The sequence below is a fragment of the Pseudomonas sp. NCCP-436 genome, assembly GCF_019656335.1.
In the GTDB taxonomy this organism is placed as follows: domain Bacteria; phylum Pseudomonadota; class Gammaproteobacteria; order Pseudomonadales; family Pseudomonadaceae; genus Aquipseudomonas.
Genome location: NZ_BPLZ01000001.1, coordinates 229,887 through 249,704, shown reverse-complemented (window position 1 = coordinate 249,704; position 19,818 = coordinate 229,887). Strand labels below are relative to the sequence as shown.

Genomic DNA, 19,818 nt, shown 5'->3' with positions numbered 1-19,818 from the left:
GTGCGGGGCTCTGTGTCGCGTTTATCCAACGCGTACAGCCTTGTTGTCCCGGCAGAATACCCGAGAGCGGCGAGCTGCCCAACCAGCCAGACAGGGATAACCGGCAAAATGCTGTAGCCGCTGCCAGTCACCCCTTGCATGCCTTGGCTACTCGACCTGTTTCGCCTCGTCGACGCGGTTTGCCCTGCCCCGCCACGCCCCCTAGAATGCCGCGATGCAAAACGACCTCGAACAGCAGCTAAACAACCTCAACCCCGCCCAGTTCCATGCGGTTACTACGCCACCCGGCCGCCAACTGGTGCTGGCAGGTGCCGGCTCCGGCAAGACTCGGGTGCTGGTACACCGTATCGCCTTCCTGATCCAGCGGATGAATGCTTCGCCGCACTCGATCCTCTCGGTGACCTTCACCAACAAGGCCGCCGCCGAGATGCGTGCGCGTATCGAACAGATGCTAGGCATCAGCCCAACCGGTATGTGGGTCGGCACTTTCCATGGCCTGGCCCATCGACTGCTGCGTGCTCACTGGCGCGAAGCGGGGCTGGCGGAGAACTTTCAAATCCTCGACTCTGACGACCAGCAGCGACTGATCAAGCGAGTGATCCGCGAACTGGGTCTGGACGAGCAGCGCTGGCCGGCCAAGCAGGCACAGTGGTTTATCAACGGGCAAAAGGACGAAGGCATCCGCCCGACCGGCATCCAGGCCAGCGGCGACCTTTTCCTGGCCACCATGCGCGGCATTTACGAGGCCTATGAGGCAGCCTGCGCGCGCACCGGCGTAATCGACTTCGCCGAGCTGCTGCTGCGCGCCCTCGATCTGTGGCGTGACAACCCGGGGCTGCTGGAACACTACCAGCGGCGCTTCCGCCATATTCTGGTGGACGAGTTCCAGGACACCAACGCTGTGCAATACGCCTGGCTGCGCCTTCTCGCCAAGGGCGGCGAGAGCCTGATGGTAGTTGGCGACGACGACCAGTCGATCTACGGCTGGCGCGGCGCGCGGATCGAGAACATCCAGCAGTTCGATCAGGACTTCCCGGACGCGGAGATCATTCGCCTGGAGCAGAACTACCGCTCCACCGGCAACATCCTCAATGCCGCCAACGCATTGATCGCCAACAACCAGGGGCGCCTCGGCAAGGAATTGCGCACCGACGGAGGTGACGGCGAGCCGCTTTCCCTGTATGCCGCCTTCAACGAGCACGACGAAGCACGCTACGTGGTCGAGAGCATCGAGGACGCCCTGCGCAAGGACGGTCTCAAGCGCAGCGAGATTGCCATCCTGTATCGCTCCAACGCCCAGTCGCGGGTGCTGGAGGAGGCGCTGCTGCGCGAAAAGATCCCCTACCGCATCTACGGCGGCCAGCGCTTCTTCGAACGCGCAGAGATCAAGAACGCCATGGCCTATCTGCGTCTGCTCGACGGCCGCGGCAACGATGCGGCACTGGAGCGCATCATCAACGTGCCACCGCGCGGCATCGGCGAGAAGACCATCGAGGCCCTCCGCGAATATGCACGCAGCCACGGTGTACACATGTGGGAGGCGATCCGCCTGATGCTCGCCAACAAGGCCCTGCCGGGCCGGGCATCCGCCGCGCTGGTCGGCTTCACCGAGCTGATCGACAACCTTGCCAAACAGGTGCTGGCCATGCCCCTGCACCAGATGACCCAGGTGGTCATCGAAAAGAGCGGTCTGCTCGCCTACCATGAGGCGGAAAAGGGCGAGAAGGGCCAGGCCCGGGTAGAGAACCTGGAGGAGCTGGTCAGCGCCGCACGCGCCTTTGAAAACGACGAGGACGACGAGCTGACACCACTGCAGGCCTTCCTCACCCACGCTTCGCTGGAGGCCGGTGATACCCAGGCCGCCGAAAACGAGGACAGTATTCAACTGATGACCCTGCACAGTGCCAAGGGCCTGGAATTCCCCCTGGTGTTCCTGGTCGGCATGGAGGAGGGCCTGTTCCCACACAAAATGAGCCTGGAAGAACCGGGCCGACTGGAAGAAGAACGCCGCCTGGCCTATGTCGGCATTACCCGTGCCATGCAGAAGCTGGTGATCAGTTACGCCGAAACCCGGCGTCTCTACGGTAGCGAGACCTATAACAAGGTGTCGCGCTTCGTCCGCGAGATCCCCGCGCCGCTGATTCAGGAAGTACGTCTGTCAGGCAGCGTCAGCCGCCCCGTGAGCACCAGTGCGATGGGTGGCGGCAACCTGTTTGCCGGCAGTGCCGTACCGCAAACCCCCTTCAGCCTCGGTCAGCGCGTATCACACAGCCTGTTCGGCGAAGGTACCATCCTCAATTTCGAGGGAGCTGGAGCACAGGCGCGGGTACAGGTGAATTTCGAAAACGAAGGCAGCAAATGGCTGATGCTGGCGTATGCCAAGCTACAGCCCCTGTAAGGCGCCGCTCCGGTAGCGCTGCAGCCGCTGGAAAAGCGGCTCGCGCAGCCTGAACGGCCTCGACAAACTACCGTATCTGGAGAACACGCAATGAATCGCCGTAACCTGTTCGGCGCTGCCCTGGCTCTGATGGCCGCCTTCGGCCTGGCCGGCTGCAAGGAGGACAACAAGGCCGAGTCCGCCCCGGCCACCACAAGCACTGCTCCGGCGCAGACCTTCCACTGGAAGATGGTCACTTCCTGGCCGAAAAACTTTCCCGGCCTGGGGACTTCTGCCGAGCGTCTGGCCGAGCGCATCAATGCCATGAGCGCCGGGCGCCTGACCGTCAAGGTCTACGCTGCCGGCGAACTGGTGCCGGCACTGGAAGTATTTGACGCAGTTTCCCGCGGCACCGCCGAAATGGGTCACGGCACCCCCTACTACTGGAAGGGCAAGGTGCCGGCCGCGCAGTTCTTCAGCAGCGTGCCGTTCGGCCTCTCCACCCTGGAAATGAACGCCTGGCTCAGCCACGGTGGTGGCCAGTCCCTGTGGGAAGAAACCTACGCCCCCTTCGGCGTAAAACCGCTGGCGGCCGGCAACACCACCATGCAGATGGGCGGCTGGTTCAACAAGGAAATCAACAGCCTGGCCGACATCCACGGGCTGAAAATGCGCATGCCCGGTCTCGGCGGCGAAGTCTGGAGCAAACTCGGCGCCACCACCATCAACCTGCCCGGCGGTGAAATCTTCACCTCGCTGCAAACCGGCGCCATCGATGCCACCGACTGGGTCAGCCCGTACAACGACCTGGCTTTCGGTCTGCACAAGGTAGCCAAGTACTACTACTACCCGGGCTGGCAGGAGCCGCAAGCGGTAGTCGAGTCCATGGTCAACCAGAAGGCCTTCGACGCCCTGCCGGCCGACCTGCAGGCCATTGTCGTCGAAGCCGCCCGCGCCGCCACCCTGGACATGATGGATGACTACGTGTTCAACAACGCCAAGGCTCTGCAGAGCCTGCGCGAGCAAGGCGTACAGTTCCGCCGCTTCCCCGACGACGTGCTGCAGGCCATGCGCCAGCAGTCCGAGGCCGTACTCGAAGCCCTGGCGGCCGAGAACGACCTGCATGCGCGCATCCTGGCTTCGCAGAAGGCCTTCCTAGAAGAGGCCAGCGCCATGCACGAGCTGTCCGAAAAAGAGCTGTACAACTGGCGTTGATCGCTTATCTACGGGGCCGTACCGGCCCCGCTTTTCATGTGGACCAATGCCCATGCGCCTTGCCTCCCTGCTACTTCTGCCCCTGCTTGCCTTTGGCCTGACCGGCTGCAAGGACGAGCCGGCGCCTGCTACCCAAGCCGTCACGCCGGCACAGAGCTTTTACTGGAAAATGGTCACCACCTGGCCAAAGAACGCGCCAGGCACTGGTACCGCTGCCGAACGCCTGGCCGAACGCATCAACGCCATGAGCGCCGGACGCCTGACAGTGAAGGTCTACGCCGCCGGCGAACTGGTTCCGGCCCTGGAAGTGTTCGATGCCGTCTCACGCGGCACTGCCCAACTGGGCCACGGCACTCCTTACTACTGGAAGGGCAAGGTTCCGGCCGCGCAATTCTTCGGGGCCGTACCATTCGGCCTTTCCACCCTGGAGATGAACGCCTGGCTCAGCCATGGCGGCGGTCAGGCGCTATGGGACGAGGCCTACGCACCGTTTGGCGTGAAACCGCTGACCGCCGGCAACAGCACCATGCAGATGGGCGGCTGGTTCAACAAGGAGATCAATGGCCTGGACGACATCCGCGGCCTGAAGATCCGCATGCCCGGGCTTGGCGGCGAGGTCTGGAGCCGCCTCGGCGCCACCACCGTGGTACTGCCGGGCGGCGAAATCTTCACCGCGCTGCAGAGCGGCGCCATCGATGCTACCGACTGGGTCAGCCCGTACAACGACCTGGCCTTCGGCCTGCACAAGGCTGCACGGTACTACTACTATCCGGGCTGGCAGGAACCGCAATCGGTGCTGGAACTGCTGATCAACCAGAAGGCCTTCGATGCCCTGCCATCTGATCTGCAGGCCATCGTCCGCGAGGCGGCCCGGGCTTCAACCCTCGACATGATGGACGACTACGTATTCCACAATGCTCTGGCTCTGGATGAGCTGAAAAAACACGGCACCCTGCTCAAGCGCTTCCCCGACGAAGTACTGCAGGCCATGCAGCGCGAGACCGAACAGGTACTGACCGAGCTGGCGGCGCAGAACGAACTGAACGGCCGCATCCGAGCTTCGATGAAGGCCTTCCAGGCCCAGGCCGAGTCGATGCACAGGCTGTCGGAGCAGGAGCTGTATAACTGGCGCTGAGCATACCGACTGTTATGTCACCGGCACTGTGGCTGCATCCGTGGCGGCGATCCCGGGCAAAAGCCGGAAACATTCTGTGACTAGTCAGCGCCGCGCATGACGGGCAAGATGCCCGCCAGCGTTTCCCACAAGAGAGAAAACCGTGATGCAGCGTCTCCTCAGTATCGCCATGGTGATCTGCCTGGCACTGACCTTCAGTTTCGAGGCCCACGCCAAGCGCTTCGGCGGCGGCAAATCCTTCGGCTCTGCGCCGAGCCACCAGACCCGTCAGGCTGCTCCGCAGACGCAACCTACCGCTCAGGCGCCCGGTCGCCAGCAACCGGCTGCCGCGGCCAGTGGCGCCTCGCGCTGGCTCGGCCCACTGGCCGGTCTGGCTGCTGGCGGCCTGCTGGCTTCGATGTTGATGGGTGACGGCTTCGAAGGCCTGCAGATCATGGACTTCCTGATCTTCGGCCTGATCGCCTTCCTGCTGTTCCGCTTCCTCGCCGCACGCCGTGCCCGCCAGCAACCGCAAATGGCCGCCGCCGGTGGCGTCCCCTTCCAGCGCGAAATGCCGGACAGCCCCGCTGCGCCAGCCGCTGGCAGCAATATTTTTGGCTCCCGTCTGGCCCCGGCTGCCCCGGTAATCAATGCTCCGGCCTGGTTCAACGAGCAGAGCTTCATTGCCGCCGGCCGTGAGCACTTCATGAGCCTGCAGCAGCACTGGGATGCCAACGAGATGGACAAGATCGCCGAGTTCGTCACCCCGCAACTGCTGGAATTCCTCAAGCGCGAACGCGCCGAGCTGGGCGACGGTTTCCAGTCCACCTACATCGACAACCTGCAGGTACAACTCGACGGCGTCGACGACAATGCCGAGAAGACCATCGCCACCCTGACCTTCAGCGGCGTGGCCAAGACCTCGCGCTTCGACCAGGGCGAGCCGTTCAGCGAGAGCTGGCGTCTGGAGCGCGTGCAGGGCGAAAACCAGCCCTGGCTGGTCGCCGGTATCCGTCAGAACTGATACTGGCGAAGCCCGGCCAAGGCCGGGTTCCATCTTGCGCAAGACCAAAAGGCCCGGGAGCTTCCCCGGGCCTTTTCGTTCGTTTCAGGCCAGCTCGACGCGGTTGCGCCCACCGTGCTTGGCGCGATACAGCGCCTCGTCAGCTGCGCGCAGCAGATTCTGGTAATCCGGATGGCCGTCATGGCCGGCCACGCCAACACTGATGGTGAGCTGCAGGCTCTGCTCACGCGGCAGGCGGAACACCTCCTTCTCGACCTGCCGGCGCAGCTTGTCGGCTACCCCCACCGCGCCGGACGCACTGATATCCACCAGCAGCATAAGGAACTCCTCGCCACCAAGTCGGAACACATAGTCACCGCCACGACTGTGGTTGCTCAACAGCAGAGCAACCTGCTGCAACACCAGATCGCCGGCCTCGTGACCGTGGGTATCGTTAATCATCTTGAAGTGGTCGATGTCGATGGCCAGCACGGCGAACGGCCGCCCGCTCTTGCGCGAGTAGGCCACCTCCTTGGCCATTACCACCGGCAGGAACTTGCGATTGAGCATGCGCGTGAGCACATCGCGGCCGCTCTCCAGTTCATTGACCTGTTCAAACAGCGTATCGAGGTGGAAAACCACACTCTTGGCCTGCTCACGCAAGTCACGTAACCGCTGCATGCGCGTCTCGGCATCCACCTCTCTGCCGCCAAACATGGGCAGCAGTACGTTATCGATACGCTCCATGCTTTCCAGGATCTGATTCACCTCTGTGGTGCCCTGAAAGGCGTACGAACCCTTGTGGCGGAACCACAGACCAAACTCGGAAGCGCCCAAGCGTGGCAACTGCTGGGACTCCAGGCCCATGGCCAGATCGAACATCAACTGGTTCTCCCAGTCCAGCAGGGCGGCACGCTGACGCTCCTTCTCGGCACCGACGTTCTGCGCTACCGAAAACAGCCGGTATGCCTCCTCGTTGCGCGCGTTGCGATCGTGCGAGCTGGCATAGGCACGGCTGATGATCTCCATGGCGTGATCGATCAGCTCGACGAACATGCGTTGCGCCAGCAGTCTGTCAGCATCGCTCCAGCCCTCATCTTCAAGCAGGGCATAGAAGCGCCGCTTCAGGCAGCCGGCGCCTTGCAACACCAGATGTACCGGCACGCCGATGCGCGCGTGGATCTCGCCGACCTGCTTCTGCAGCCCCACCAGCGGCTGCAGGTCGTTGGTCAGCGAGGCGGAAAACAGCATTCGCAACCAACGCTGCAGCGCACTATCCAGACGTAGCTTGACCTCGTCATGGGAAAGAAACTGCGAAGCGGCCTCGTCGGCCAGCATCCGCTCGTAAAAATAGCCGGCCAGCTCAGCCTGATGACGCTCGATCAGCTCCTGCAGCCGTACCGCGAGGCTGGCAGGGAATTGTGCGAGCAGCAATCGCCACTGCTGTACCTGCTGATCGATAGAGAGAGACAACATAAGATTTCCTGAATTGAACAACAGTACGACGATCCGGGACACCGCGCCTCCTGCGAGGCAACGAGCACTCTGGGAATTTATCCACAATCGACCAACCCGGATATGCTCGCAAAGGTGTCACCTTCTTGCCAGCGTCGCAGTCGATCAAAACCTTGCCTGCGGGCAGACAGTGCCCCAAGGCTTCGGTATAAACGCTTCCTCAATCTGCAGGAGTCGCCCAATGGAAGAAGTTATCGAACAACTGCGCGAACTCAACGAGCCGGTTCCGGTCCCCTTGGAGCTGCCGGACGAGGAAACCCTGGTCGAGATCCAAGAGCAGATCCTGATCCACCTGCCCTTTGAGCTGCGTGAATTCCTGCTCAAGGCCAGCGATGTGGTCTACGGCCGCCTGGAGCCGGTCACCGCCAGCGACCCGCAGTCGCACACCTACCTGCCCGAAGTAGCCGCCCAGGCCTGGGATCTCGGCCTGCCACGCGACCTGGTGCCACTGTGCCAGGACGGCCGCAACTACTATGCGGTGGACGTGGAGGGCACGGTCTGGCTGTGGGATGGCGACGAAGGCGAACTGACCGACGAGAGCTGGGACTCGGTCTGGCACTGGTGCCGCGACGTCTGGCTGGAAAGCTAGGCCTCACAGACTATGTCCCCTCCTGCAGCGCCAGCAAGTTGAGCAGATAGCGAGCGAAATAGGTCATATCCTGCTCCATGGCCTGCCTGGCCCCCTGTGCATCGCCGGTCTCAATGGCGGCAAAGGCTTGTTCGTGAAAATCGTTGAGGCGCAACGACAGGTCGGACTCGGTAAACAACTGGTTGAAAAAAGGTCCTATCTGCAGCCAAAGAGACTCGATCGAACGCAAAAGCACCGGATTGCCGCACGCGCCGTATAGCAGCAAATGGAAACGGCTGTTGGCCTCCAGATAGGATTGCACCTGTCGCAGGCCGATAGCGGCCTCCATTTGCGCCACGCAGTCACGCAGCTTCGCCAGATCCTCCGCGCCCAGGCGCGGCACGGCCAGCTCCACCGCCAGCCCTTCCAGAGCGATGCGCACCTGAAAGATCGCCTCATAACGCTCACGGGTCATCTGCGGCACGCGTACCGAACGCTGCGGCTCCCCCTCCAGCGCGCCCTCGGCCACCAGCCGCTGCAGCGCCGCCCGCACCGGCATCGAACTGGTTCCCCAGAGCGCGGCCAGATCACGGATCTTCAGCCGCTGCCCCGGCTGAAAACGCCCAGCCAGCAGAGCCGAACGCAGATTCTGATACATCACCTCCTGCAGGTTGTCGGCCATGATTTCAGTGCCCTCCTGGTGGTGCAGGAAGCTGGGACAAGGTAAGCAGACAGTTGCGCATGGAATTCTCCACGGTTCTGAAAGTTAAATCGAAGCTGACCGCCCCTGGCCAGTGAGCATGTGCTGCGACAGCAGATCAGCGCAGCAGCTAGCAGGGCGCCTTGTTTTCGATCAGGCAGTTGCCACCGTCCACCACCAGCACTTCGCCGGTGATGTAGCTGGCCAGCGGTGAGGCGAGGAAAGCCACAGCTGCGGCCACCTCCTCAGGGCGTCCGGCGCGGCCCATGGGCGTATAGCTGGCGGCGTGACGCTCCTCCTCGGTACTGGAACCGGTGGCGATCCAGCCGGGTGCCACACTGTTGACCGTCACGCCCAGCCTTGCCACCTCCAGCGCCAGCCCCATGCTCAGCCCCAGCATGCCGGCCTTGGCGGCGGCATAGGCGGCCTCGCCGACATTGGCGCCACGGGTGCCTGTGGTGGAGCTGATATTGACGATGCGTCCGTAGCCGCGCTCAAGCATGCCCGGTAGCAGCGCCCGGGTCAGCAGGAAGGCCGTGCTCAGGTTGCGCGAGATCGATAGCTCCCAGGTGGGAAGATCCATTGCCACCACTTCGGCAAAGGGTTCCGGGCTACCCTGCATGGCCATCCCGGCATTGTTCACCAGGATCTGCACCGGGCCGAACTGAGCCTGAGCCCAGTCCGCCAAACGCCGGACCTGATTCTCGTCGGTCAGATCCGCCACCGCAGCGGCGGCGCTGAAACCCTCGGCATGCAACTCGGCAACGCGCTGGTGGACACGCTCGCTGCTGGCTGTCAGCAGTACCCGCGCCCCCTGTCGAGCCAGTTGCCGGGCGATGGCCATACCGATCCCGTCATGGGCGCCGGCACCACTGACCAACGCAACCTGCCCGCTCAATATCTCAGTCATGACAGATTCCCTGTGATCACAAAATATCAACCAATCGCCTTTACTGGCGTTTCTTCCAAAGATATTGACAGAATTGTGATCACAAATGCACGATGTTTCGAAAATAAAACGAGGTGTTCAGAATGACCGCCAGCGGTATCAGTCCAGCAGCAGTGGAAACCTTCGCCGCCCGTGAACGCGAGCGTTTCCTATCCCGCAACCCGAAGTCCGTCGCCCTTGCCGAGCGTGCCCGCCATTCGCTGTACGGCGGCGTGCCGATGCACTGGATGGCCGACTGGTCGACGCCGGTGCCATTGTTCGTCGAACGCGCCAAGGGCGCGCGCTTCTATGACGTGGACGGCCACGAGTACATCGACTTCTGCCTGGGCGACACCGGCACCATGTTCGGCCACTCGCCGGATCCCATTGCCCAGGCCATCGCCGAACAGGGCAACAACGGCCTGACCACCATGCTGCCGGGCGAGGACGCCGTGGTCTGCGGCGAGCTGCTGGCGGAGCGCTTCGGCCTGCCGTTCTGGCAGGTCACCGCCACCGCCACGGATTCGAACCGCTACGTGCTGCGCTGGGCCCGCGCCATCACCGGCCGCAAGACCCTGCTGGTATTCGACGGCTGCTACCACGGCACCGTCGATGATGTGATGGTGCGCTATCGCGACGGCCAGACCGTGCATCGCTCCGGGCTGATCGGTCAGGCTTACGATCTGACCCAGCACAGCCGCTCGATTCCCTTCAACGACGTTCAGGCGCTGGAAGCCGCGCTGGCTCAGGGCGACGTCTGTGCCCTGCTGTGCGAGCCGGCGATGACCAACATCGGCATGGTCCTGCCGGAGCCGGGCTTTTTGCAGAAATGCCGCGAGCTGACCCGCAAATACGGCAGCCTGCTGATCATCGACGAAACCCACACCATCTCCACCGATATCGGTGGCTGCACCAGGCTGTGGAACCTTGATCCGGACTTCTTCGTGGTCGGCAAGCCGATTGCCGGGGGTGTACCCTGCGGCATCTTCGGCTGCAGCGCGCAAATGGCCGAAGCCATGACCGAAGCGCGTCAGCGCGCCAGCGAGAACAGCCATGGCCACGGTCACAGCGGCATGGGTACCACACTATCGGCCAACGCCCTGGCCATGCACTGCATGCGCGCCAACCTGGAACAGGTGATGACCCCGGCCGCCTACGCGCACATGCTGCCGCTGGCCAAACGCCTGGCCGACGGCTTCCGTTCGCTGATCGCCAAGTACGAGCTGAAGTGGTCGGTGACCGAGCTGGGCGCGCGCAGCGAGTTCCAGTTCTGCCCGGTATCGCCGAAGACCGGGGCCGAGGCCGAAGCCGCCTTCCACGACGAGCTGCAGATGGCCCTGCACCTGTACCTGATCAACCGCGGCATCCTGATCACCCCGTTCCACAACATGACCCTGTGCTGCCCGAGCACCACGGCAGAGGATGTGGACAGGCTGATCGCCACGCTGGATGAAGCGCTGAGCGAGCTGCTGGCGATTCCCGGCGCCCGCGAATGACCCGCACGGTGGACATTGCTGCGCGGATGTCCACCATCCCATACCCGAGGCAGGGTGGAAAACGGCCGCCAGGCCTTTTCCCCTGTTCCCCATCCGGTGGAAATCGTTGCGCGGATTTCCACCCTACGAGAGATTGCATGATGCTATTTGCCGATCCGCAAGAAGCCCGAGACTTTCTGCAACAGCATCCCGAAGTGCGCAGCATCGAGCTGATGCTGATCGACGCCAACGGCATTCCGCGCGGCAAGCTGCTGCACCGCGACGAGCTGCTGGCCATGTACGAGAACGGCCGGCCACTGCCCAGCTCGATCCTTTCGCTGACTATCCAGGGCGAGGACGTTGTGGAGAGCGGACTAGTCTGGGAGGTTGCCGACGCCGATTGCCTGACCTATCCGCTGCCCGGCAGCCTGACCCTGCAACCCTGGCGCGAGGTGCCCACCGGCCAGGTTCAGGTGAGCATGCATCCGGATCAGGGCATGCCCGCCACTCCGGGCGACCCGCGCCATGTACTGGCACGCACCATTGATGCACTGAAAGCCGACGGCTATCACCCGGTAATGGCCGTGGAGCTGGAGTTCTACCTGCTCGACAGACAGCGCGACGCCAGTGGCCGGCCGCAACCCGCGCTGCAGGCCAACGGCGTACGACCACAGGCGCCGCAGGTCTACGGCGTGTACGAGCTGGAGCAGCTGCAGCCGTTCCTCGACGACCTCTACGCCGCCTGCGAGGTGCAGGGCCTGCCGGTGCGCACGGCGATCTCCGAATACGCCCCCGGCCAGCTGGAGCTGACCCTGGAGCACCGCTTCGATGCCCTGCAGGCGGTGGATGAAGGCGTGCGTTACAAGCGTCTGGTCAAGGGCGTAGCCAACCGCCATGGCCTGCAGGCCTGCTTTATGGCCAAACCGTTCGGCGATCTGGCCGGCAGCGGTTTGCACCTGCATGTGAGCCTGGCCGATGCCGACGGCAACAACCTGATGGCCAGCGAAGACCCGCACGGCACGCCGCTGCTGAAGCATGCGATCGGCGGCATGATGGCCACGCTCGACGACGCCCTGGCGATCTTCTGCCCCAACGCCAACTCCTACCGCCGCTTTCAGGCCAACAGCTACGCACCACTGGCCAAGAGCTGGGGGGTGAACAATCGCACCGTTTCATTCCGCGTACCTGGTGGCCCGGCCAAAAGCCGCCATATCGAACACCGCATCTGCGGAGCAGACGCCAATCCCTATCTTGCCGCTGCGGCAGTTCTGGCCGGCATCCACAAAGGCATCCGCGAGCGCATCGATCCGGGCGCGCCCGTCGTCGGCAACGGCTACGATCAGGTTCGCGAAACCCTGCCCACCGACTGGCTGACCGCACTGCGCAACCTGGAAGGATCGGCCTGGGCCCGCGAGGCACTGGGCGAGGACTTCCTCAAGGTGTTCCTGGCAATCAAGTGGGAGGAACTGCGTCAATTCATGAGCGAGGTGGGCGAGCAGGACTGGCGCTGGTACCTCAGCCACGCCTGAAAAACGCCCCATATCATCCGCTCCCCCTTACGGAGAAACCTCCATGCAACCCGTCGTACTGATCACCGGAGCTGCCGGCGGCCTCGGCCGCGCCCTGGCCCGGCGCTTTCACCAGGGCAACTGGCGCCTGGCCGTTACGGATCTGGATGCTGTCGGCCTGGCGCAACTGGGTCACGAGCTGCCGCTGGCCGGCTCCACGGCTGCGGATCTGCGCAGCGCGGCAAGCTGCCGCGAGGTGGTCGAACGCTGCGTCGGCCGTATTGGCCGTCTGGATGCGTTGGTCAACGCCGCTGGCGTCTGGCGCGAAGGGCCGGTGGAGGAATTCTCCGAAGAGGACTTCGATCTGGTCATGGCTGCCAACCTGAAGGCACCGTTTTTCATGTGCTCGGCCGCCATTCCCCATCTGAAGGCAAGCCGTGGCTGTATCGTCAACGTCTCCAGTGACGCCGGCCATCAGGGCAACCGCAATGCCGCCGCCTACTGTGCCAGCAAGGGCGGTCTGACCCTCTTCGGCAAGACCCTGGCACTGGATCTGGCGCCCTACGGCGTACGGGTAAACACCGTGTCGCCTGGCGACATTGCCACGCCGATGCTGCAGTTCCAGGCCGAACGCTACGGCAACGGCGATCCACAGGCTTACTTTGCCGAGTTGCTGGCCAAGTATCCGCAGGGTGAGGCAGCTCGCTTCATCCAGCCGGAGGAAGTGGCCGAGTTGGTCTACTTCCTCTGCCAGCCTCAGGCCGCCGCCATCACCGGTGCCGACCTGGCCATCGACTTGGGCCTGTCCGCCGGCAAATAGGTCGGGCCTACTGCGCAGGAACCGGCCAGGGCAGGCAACGCAGCCCGCGCGGGTCCTCCAGCGGCCCATCGGCACAGTAGGCCCGACGCACCTCGTCCCAGCGGGCCGACTGCGGGCGCGAACGTCCAAGCTGGTTGAACAGCTCAATCTTGCGGTCAAGATCGTGCACCCGTGCCACGTAGCGAGACAGATCCGGACTCGCCACGCTTACAAGGATTGAGCCGATCGGATTGCGCAGCCGGCGCCAGAAGTCAGGCCCGGTCGGCAACTCGTCCGTCACCGCCGGCCACTGCAGGGCAGCCTGGTAACGCGGCAGCAGATCGTTGACACTCATGTTGGGCTTGAACAGCCAGAACATCTGCCAGCCCACCTCGTCGGCAAGGCCGACAGGCAGGGCTCTCAGGCCTTCAGCTACCGCGGCAAATTCGTGGCGCAACGGCACCAGCATTGAGAGTTCCTCGGCACTGAGTGGCGCGAGCGTCGGCGGTCGCCCGATCAGCCCGGCTTGATAAAGCGCCGCCAGGCTTTCCAGATCATGGCTGATCAGGCTCACCAGCACCATCTTCATCACCAGCCGATCCGACTGTGCCAACCAGCGCCGCAGATGAGCCAGCTTGTCCGTGAGCAAATTCATGGCCTGCTGTGCCTGCCCCTGGCTGGCCAGTTGCAGGGCCTCCAGAGCCAGCAGCCGGTTAGCCCGCTCCAGCACCATAAATGCCGGCAACGGCTCGTCCGGCCCTGGCGAGGTGAGACTGCGATAGTCGCTCAGCGGCAGCAACTCCAGATAGCGCCGGCGCAGCTCGGCGTGCTCCTCCAGCCAGCGCCCGATCTGTTCCGGCCGCGTCTGCAGACGTGCCAGACATCGCCCCTCGCCGAGCCGGCACAACTCCGGTAGCGCAAGGCTCTGCGAACCCTCCGGCATGGCGTCGTTCAGCCCGAACTGGCGATGGCGCTGTAGCAACTGACGAGCGTAATCCCGCACATCGACTCCCGCCGGCGCCGCCATGCCCAGCAGTTGCAGAAAGGCCTGGCTTTCACCACTGCCGTCGTGACTCAGCCACTGCTGCGCCTGCGGCTGCAGAGGCTCGTCCCACAGCCACAAACCGGTCAGCACCACCACGCCGGCCAGTCCCCCCAGCGCTACCTTGACCCAGCGTTTCATTGCCGCCCCCGTCAGCAGTGCTGCTGCCCTTCATGGCTGTACCTTGAGATAGCTGCCGGCAAGGCTGATGCCCATACCGGCATAGTCCTGACAACCCGGGGCGAACACTTCCAGTACCTGCAGGCGTAGCCCTTCACGCAGCAACTGCACTGCGCAGTCGTCACTCAGATCCGCGCTTTCCAGACGCATCTGCCGTGCATCGCCCCGCAGCCGCCCCTGCAGCTCACCGATGGCAGCCGGCCCGTAGCTTTCGTACTGCTGGCCGGCACGTACTGCTGCGAAGCTGGCATGGTATCCGCCCTGACCGTCCGCGCTAATTACCACCTCGCTCCAGGCGGCCTGCCCGGCATAACGTAGGTAGCGCCCCTCCGGCGAAGCCTCCAGGGCTGGATAGTCCAGAACCCGGGTGACGCTGGCCAGATTGTGACGGGTGGCCGATCCTGCCAGATTGTTGTCCAGCGCCACCTCCAACCAGGCCCGCGCCATGCCGGACCTGCCGGCACGCAGATTGACAACGATCAGGTTGTTCAGGGCCAGTTCCAGGCCGGATATATCCACACCCTCGACCCGGCGCAACTGCCGCTCGAAGGACTCGATAGCCTCGTCCAGACGATTCGCCTGATAGGCGGCGGTTCCGGCCTGATTGCACTGCGCGGCACTGTCGCACACCCCGCCAACCGCCAGCGCCGGAGTTGACATGGCGAACACGAACGAAATGTGGCGTTTGTTCATCTGTTTTCATCCAAGAAAAGACAAATCCTTCTCTATCGGGGTTGCAGCCGGCATTGCCGACACGATCCCTCTCGGAGTCATCATGGAAGCCGGAACCGCACAACTGACGATGACCGTACTAATGACCCCGGACATGGCCAATTTTTCCGGCAACGTTCATGGCGGCACACTACTGAAATACCTCGACGAAGTTGCCTACGCCTGCGCCAGCCGCTACGCCGGCTGCTACGTGGTGACCCTGTCGGTGGATCAGGTGATTTTCCGCGAGCCGGTGCATGTAGGCGAACTGGTCACCTTCCTCGCCTCGGTCAACCACACCGGACGCACCTCCATGGAAATCGGCATCAAGGTAATCACCGAAAACATCCGCGGACGCTCCGTACGCCACACCAACAGCTGCTTCTTCACCATGGTCGCGGTCGACAGCCAGGGACGACCGGTGGCTGTGCCGCCGCTGCAGCCAACTACCGCCGATGGCCTGCGCCGGCAGCGTCAGGCTCGTCAGCGCCGACAGATCCGCGAAGAACTGCAACAGCGCTACCGGGCGCTGGCCGATGAAAAGCACCAGACTCAATCGTCAAGTAGTTCGGAATGACTCTGCAGTCAGGCAGGTTGCAGCCGGGCAGGGCAGACAGGGCATGGCGAAATCCCTTTGCGAGCAAGAAGCGGATGTTAGCGCCACCAACTGATTGCCACAAGCGCCATACTGAGAACTGACTGGCAGATTCGCTCTGCGCTTCACCGGCGCCCTACGGCCACATTGAATGCCTGGCTAAAATCGGCGCCTGTCATGGCCGACAGGCGCGCCAGTTGCCAGTACAGCCTGTAAACTTGCAGACGCGCCCGCCCACATGCCAGCTGTACTCTGCGGGCGCTGACGCCAACAGCCGAGTACGTCCTGCCATGCTGGAGCCCGCATGATCAATCTATTCGATGTTTTTCTACTGATCCTGTTCGCTGCGGTCTGTGCCTGGCTGTGGCGCGGGCACGGCATTCGCGAGCGAGCTCTGCTACTGGCCCAGCAGCATTGTGCCAGACTGGATGTGGAGCTGCTTGACGGCGCCGTGGCACTGCGGCGCCTGGCCATCCGCCGCGACGGCAAGGGCTATCGGCGTTTGGCCCGGCTCTACGACTTCGAGTTCACGGTTACTGGCGAGCAGCGTCTGCGCGGTCAACTGTCCATGTTCGGCCAGCATCTGGGGCACATCGAACTGGAACCACATCCCGTACTGGAACCCCAGCCCGAACCGGTGGCAGTGCAGCACCCTGGCAATGTAATCCACCTTGAGGACTGGCGTCGCCGGACCAACTAAAGGCCCCTGCCTAACCGGCTCGCTGCTGATTCAGAACCAGCAGGCGCGCCGCAGTTTCGCCATCTGGCTGGCCGTCGTAACGGGCCGGGCGGTACTTCATCTGGAACGCGGCAATAACATTACGCGTCGCCTCGTCCAGCTCACCGTGCTGCGGCACGCTGTAACCCTGCTGCGCCAGTTGCGCCTGAAACCAGCCGACACTGGGCAAGCTGGCATCAAATAGCGCCTGCTGCCGGGCCACTGCGGTTTCATCGGGCCAGGGCACCAGCCCTTCATCGGCCAGCCTCTTCCAGGGAAATAGCGGCCCCGGATCCACCTTGCGCTGCGGTGCCACATCACTGTGGGCGATGATCGCTCCTGGCGGCAACTGATGACGCCGGACGATATCCTTGAGCAGCACGATCAGCTTGTCGATCTGCTGCGGTGAGAACGGCTGCCAGTAGCGCCCGGCAGGGGTATCGTAATACCCCTGATTGACCAGCTCGATACCGATGGTGGTCGCGTTGAGCCAGGTTCGCCCCTGCCACTCGCTGTCCCCCACGTGCCAGGCCCGGCGGTTTTCATCCACCAAACGATAGACCGTGGCCGGCCTGTCGCCGATCAGGTAGTGACTGCTGACATCGGTCTGCGTCAGCAACTGCAGCGAACGCTGCAGATCAGCCGAGGTGTAGTGCAATACCACGTACTGCACGCGGCTGTTTTGCCCCTGAGCGACATAACTGTCGTCGATGTGCAGGCTACCCTGGCAACCGGCAAGCAATGCCAGAGCGAGAATCAGAATGAAAGACTTCATGTGTGGGCAAACACACTCTGCAGGTTGTCCAGCAACATATCGACGCTGAGCATGATCAGCAACATGCCCATCAGACGCTCTACTGCGGTCAGTCCGCGGCTGCCCAACAGCCGCTGCAACCAGGAAGCCTGCAGCAGGATGAAGGCAGTGGCCGCCCAGGCCAGCACCAGCGCCAGGTAAAGCTCCCAGAGCGGCCCGGTATGGGTATTGCGCAGAGTCATCAGCACCGCCAGGGCTGACGGACCGGCCACCGCCGGCGTGGCCAGCGGAACCAGCATCGGCTCGCCGTCCGGCACATCACCGAGCAGTCCCTGCGGACTGGGAAAGATCAAGCGCATGGCAATGACGAACAGAATGATCGCACCGGCAATGGCAATCGCCTCGCGTGACAGCCCCAGGCTGCTGAGGAACATATCGCCAAAAGTAAGGAACAGCAGCAGCAGGCCGAGGGCAAACAGCAGCTCGCGCGCAGCCACCCAAAGCCGCCGACGCGGTTCGAGGTTTTTCAGCGCGGCAATGTAGATGGCTATGTTGCCGAAAGGGTCGGTGACCAGAAAGATCAGCACAGCAATGCTGAAAATGTCCATGGGTGCCTCCGCAGAATGAGGCCCATAGTCTAGGTTCTGTACGAAAGGTCGTCGAGCAAAGCGCTGGCGGGCAAGAACTTCTGCGCAAGTACGGCTTACGCACTGTAAACAAGCATTTAGACCTTGTCCTTACGCCACTTTGACTGTGCATGGGCACTTTTTTAAAGAGGCTCAAGGCTGATGCGTCACGCAGAAAGCCGTGCGCTGGCATGTGCGATCAAACCATTGCTGATCCAACCCCGCCTGATTGGTCATTCGTGCGCCGCTCGTAAGAATGTATACAAAATAGTAGCCAAATACACAAAAAAGTGTCTACATTGATCGAACAAGAACAACAGCGAGTAGCACATCACCATGACCTCTATCGCCCCCTCCCCAAAGCCGCGCCCAGAGGATGAAAACCTTGGTCTGGGAGCCAACCTGCTGTATGGCCTGCAGCATGTCCTGACCATGTACGGCGGCATTGTCGCCGTGCCCCTGATTGTCGGCCAGGCAGCCGGCCTTTCACCCGCCGAGATTGGCCTGTTGATTGCTGCTTCGCTGTTCGTCGGCGGTGCTGCCACCCTGTTGCAAACCATCGGCCTGCCCTTCTTTGGCTGCCAGTTGCCATTGGTGCAGGGGGTGTCCTTCGCCAGTGTCGCCACCATTGTGGCAATCGTCGGCACCAAAGGAGGAGAGGGCGGCCTGCCCGTAGTGTTTGGCGCCGTGATCAGCGCGGCCTTTATCGGCCTGCTAATCACCCCGGTGTTCTCCAAGATCACCCGATTCTTCCCGCCGCTGGTGACCGGCATCGTCATCACCACCATCGGCCTGACGCTGATGCCGGTTGCGGCACGCTGGGCCATGGGCGGCAACAGTCAGGCGGCAGACTTCGGCAGCATGGCCAACATCGGCCTTGCAGCCTTCACCCTGGCCACCGTGCTGCTACTGAGCAAGATCGGCAGCGCTACCATCTCGCGACTTTCCATTCTCATCGCCATGGTGATCGGCACCCTGGTAGCTCTGGCGTTCGGCATGGCCGACTTTTCCAAGGTCGCTGACGGGCCGGTGGTGGCCTTCCCCACCCCCCTGCACTTCGGCATGCCGGTATTCCAGGTCGCGGCAATCATTTCCATGCTTATCGTGATAATGGTGACCCTGGTGGAAACCTCGGCGGACATCCTTGCCGTTGGCGACATCATCGACACCCGGATTGATTCGCGACGACTGGGCAACGGCCTGCGCGCAGACATGATTTCCAGCATGGTGGCACCGCTGTTCGGCTCCTTCACCCAGAGCGCCTTCGCCCAGAACGTCGGTCTGGTGGCCGTCACCGGGGTCAAGAGCCGCTACGTGGTGGCCACTGGAGGGTTGATCCTGGTGACCTTGGGCCTTCTGCCGATCATCGGCCGCGTGATTGCTGCCGTGCCCACCTCAGTGCTAGGCGGGGCCGGTATCGTTTTGTTCGGCACCGTGGCCGCCAGTGGCATCCGCACCCTGGCCAAGGTGGACTACCGCAACAACATGAACCTGATCATCGTGGCGACCTCCATCGGCTTCGGCATGATTCCGATTGCCATGCCGAGCTTCTACCAGAACTTCCCGTCCTGGTTTGAGACCATCTTCCACTCGGGCATCAGCTCGGCAGCAATCATGGCGATTCTGCTCAACCTGCTGTTCAACCACCTCACTGCGGGCAACTCGGATCAGCAATCGGTGTTCGTCGCCGGCACCGAACGCAGTCTGCGCTATCAGGACATCGCCGCCCTACACGACGGAGACCGCTTCGTCGATGGCAAGCTGTACGACGCTCAGGGCAACGAAGTACCCCTTATAGACGGGGAACAGGACGAACATGCTCCACCGACACAACCACGCAATGCCACTGTCGGCGAAAGGCAGCAGCAAGGGGTTGTGTCCTAGGCGACCTGCTGTACGGGCAATTGATTGAATCAGCGCCGCCGGCCTGCGGCAAAGGCCGGCGGCGATTTACTCGCACCCTGTTCGAAAGCTGGGAGTCAAGCTTGGA

General features: G+C 62.9%; 18 protein-coding genes. 11 read left to right on the top strand and 7 right to left on the bottom strand.

What is annotated here, in order from left to right; all coding sequences use genetic code 11:
• Positions 1–214 precede the first annotated feature (214 nt).
• The 4 genes from uvrD to NCCP436_RS01170 all read left to right on the top strand — a co-directional run bounded on the left by uvrD (position 215) and on the right by NCCP436_RS01170 (position 5,730).
• Complete coding sequence (uvrD, locus tag NCCP436_RS01185) at positions 215–2,398, top strand: DNA helicase II (protein WP_220801960.1); 2,184 nt, start codon at positions 215–217, stop codon at positions 2,396–2,398.
• Between the two features lie 90 nt (positions 2,399–2,488).
• Positions 2,489–3,592 (top strand): TRAP transporter substrate-binding protein, encoded by a 1,104-nt coding sequence (locus tag NCCP436_RS01180; RefSeq protein WP_220801959.1) that lies wholly within the window; start codon positions 2,489–2,491, stop codon positions 3,590–3,592.
• Between the two features lie 52 nt (positions 3,593–3,644).
• Complete coding sequence (locus NCCP436_RS01175; protein ID WP_220801958.1) at positions 3,645–4,727, top strand: TRAP transporter substrate-binding protein; 1,083 nt, start codon at positions 3,645–3,647, stop codon at positions 4,725–4,727.
• A 145-nt stretch (positions 4,728–4,872) separates the two neighbouring features.
• Positions 4,873–5,730 (top strand): Tim44 domain-containing protein, encoded by an 858-nt coding sequence (locus NCCP436_RS01170; RefSeq protein WP_220802129.1) that lies wholly within the window; start codon positions 4,873–4,875, stop codon positions 5,728–5,730.
• 84 nt (positions 5,731–5,814) lie between these two features.
• On the opposite strand, the gene NCCP436_RS01165 is transcribed toward NCCP436_RS01170, so the two are convergent.
• Positions 5,815–7,185, bottom strand: a complete 1,371-nt coding sequence (locus NCCP436_RS01165; RefSeq protein ID WP_220801957.1) for a diguanylate cyclase — start codon at positions 7,183–7,185, stop codon at positions 5,815–5,817.
• 220 nt (positions 7,186–7,405) lie between these two features.
• Between NCCP436_RS01165 and NCCP436_RS01160 the strand changes: the two genes are divergently transcribed.
• Entirely contained in the window at positions 7,406–7,813 is a 408-nt protein-coding gene (locus NCCP436_RS01160; protein ID WP_220801956.1) for an SMI1/KNR4 family protein, read from the top strand.
• A gap of 10 nt (positions 7,814–7,823) precedes the next feature.
• On the opposite strand, the gene NCCP436_RS01155 is transcribed toward NCCP436_RS01160, so the two are convergent.
• Together NCCP436_RS01155 and NCCP436_RS01150 are read right to left on the bottom strand one after the other, a co-directional pair.
• The gene (locus tag NCCP436_RS01155; RefSeq protein WP_220801955.1) at positions 7,824–8,474 is read right to left on the bottom strand and encodes a GntR family transcriptional regulator; all 651 of its coding nucleotides are present in this window, start codon (positions 8,472–8,474) and stop codon (positions 7,824–7,826) included.
• 148 nt (positions 8,475–8,622) lie between these two features.
• Positions 8,623–9,402 carry an SDR family NAD(P)-dependent oxidoreductase gene (locus tag NCCP436_RS01150; RefSeq protein ID WP_220801954.1) on the bottom strand — a complete coding sequence of 260 codons (780 nt, stop codon included), beginning with the start codon at positions 9,400–9,402 and terminating at the stop codon, positions 8,623–8,625.
• Between the two features lie 122 nt (positions 9,403–9,524).
• Between NCCP436_RS01150 and NCCP436_RS01145 the strand changes: the two genes are divergently transcribed.
• The 3 genes from NCCP436_RS01145 to NCCP436_RS01135 all read left to right on the top strand — a co-directional run bounded on the left by NCCP436_RS01145 (position 9,525) and on the right by NCCP436_RS01135 (position 13,223).
• Entirely contained in the window at positions 9,525–10,916 is a 1,392-nt protein-coding gene (locus tag NCCP436_RS01145) for an aspartate aminotransferase family protein (protein ID WP_220801953.1), read from the top strand.
• 140 nt (positions 10,917–11,056) lie between these two features.
• On the top strand, positions 11,057–12,424 hold the full coding sequence (locus NCCP436_RS01140) for a glutamine synthetase family protein (protein ID WP_220802128.1): 1,368 nt from the start codon (positions 11,057–11,059) through the stop codon (positions 12,422–12,424).
• Positions 12,425–12,467: 43 nt separating this feature from the next.
• Positions 12,468–13,223, top strand: coding sequence for an SDR family NAD(P)-dependent oxidoreductase (locus tag NCCP436_RS01135; RefSeq protein ID WP_220801952.1), 756 nt, complete (start codon positions 12,468–12,470; stop codon positions 13,221–13,223).
• A gap of 7 nt (positions 13,224–13,230) precedes the next feature.
• Here NCCP436_RS01135 and NCCP436_RS01130 read toward each other — a convergent pair whose 3' ends face one another.
• Both NCCP436_RS01130 and NCCP436_RS01125 read right to left on the bottom strand, forming a co-directional pair.
• Complete coding sequence (locus NCCP436_RS01130; protein WP_220801951.1) at positions 13,231–14,385, bottom strand: hypothetical protein; 1,155 nt, start codon at positions 14,383–14,385, stop codon at positions 13,231–13,233.
• 30 nt (positions 14,386–14,415) lie between these two features.
• Complete coding sequence (locus tag NCCP436_RS01125; protein WP_220801950.1) at positions 14,416–15,117, bottom strand: tetratricopeptide repeat protein; 702 nt, start codon at positions 15,115–15,117, stop codon at positions 14,416–14,418.
• 82 nt (positions 15,118–15,199) lie between these two features.
• Here NCCP436_RS01125 and NCCP436_RS01120 point away from each other — a divergent pair, with 82 nt between their 5' ends.
• The gene (locus NCCP436_RS01120; protein ID WP_220801949.1) at positions 15,200–15,712 is read left to right on the top strand and encodes an acyl-CoA thioesterase; all 513 of its coding nucleotides are present in this window, start codon (positions 15,200–15,202) and stop codon (positions 15,710–15,712) included.
• Positions 15,713–16,034: 322 nt separating this feature from the next.
• Positions 16,035–16,430 carry a DUF3301 domain-containing protein gene (locus tag NCCP436_RS01115; RefSeq protein WP_220801948.1) on the top strand — a complete coding sequence of 132 codons (396 nt, stop codon included), beginning with the start codon at positions 16,035–16,037 and terminating at the stop codon, positions 16,428–16,430.
• A gap of 10 nt (positions 16,431–16,440) precedes the next feature.
• On the opposite strand, the gene NCCP436_RS01110 is transcribed toward NCCP436_RS01115, so the two are convergent.
• Both NCCP436_RS01110 and NCCP436_RS01105 read right to left on the bottom strand, forming a co-directional pair.
• A complete protein-coding gene (locus tag NCCP436_RS01110; protein ID WP_220801947.1) occupies positions 16,441–17,223 on the bottom strand; it encodes an N-acetylmuramoyl-L-alanine amidase in 783 nt (260 codons plus the stop codon).
• The gene (locus tag NCCP436_RS01105) at positions 17,220–17,810 is read right to left on the bottom strand and encodes a MarC family protein (protein WP_220801946.1); all 591 of its coding nucleotides are present in this window, start codon (positions 17,808–17,810) and stop codon (positions 17,220–17,222) included. Before NCCP436_RS01105 ends, NCCP436_RS01110 begins: the two co-directional genes overlap by 4 nt.
• 354 nt (positions 17,811–18,164) lie before the next feature.
• Between NCCP436_RS01105 and NCCP436_RS01100 the strand changes: the two genes are divergently transcribed.
• Positions 18,165–19,712, top strand: coding sequence for a nucleobase:cation symporter-2 family protein (locus tag NCCP436_RS01100; protein WP_220801945.1), 1,548 nt, complete (start codon positions 18,165–18,167; stop codon positions 19,710–19,712).
• Positions 19,713–19,818: the final 106 nt, after the last annotated feature.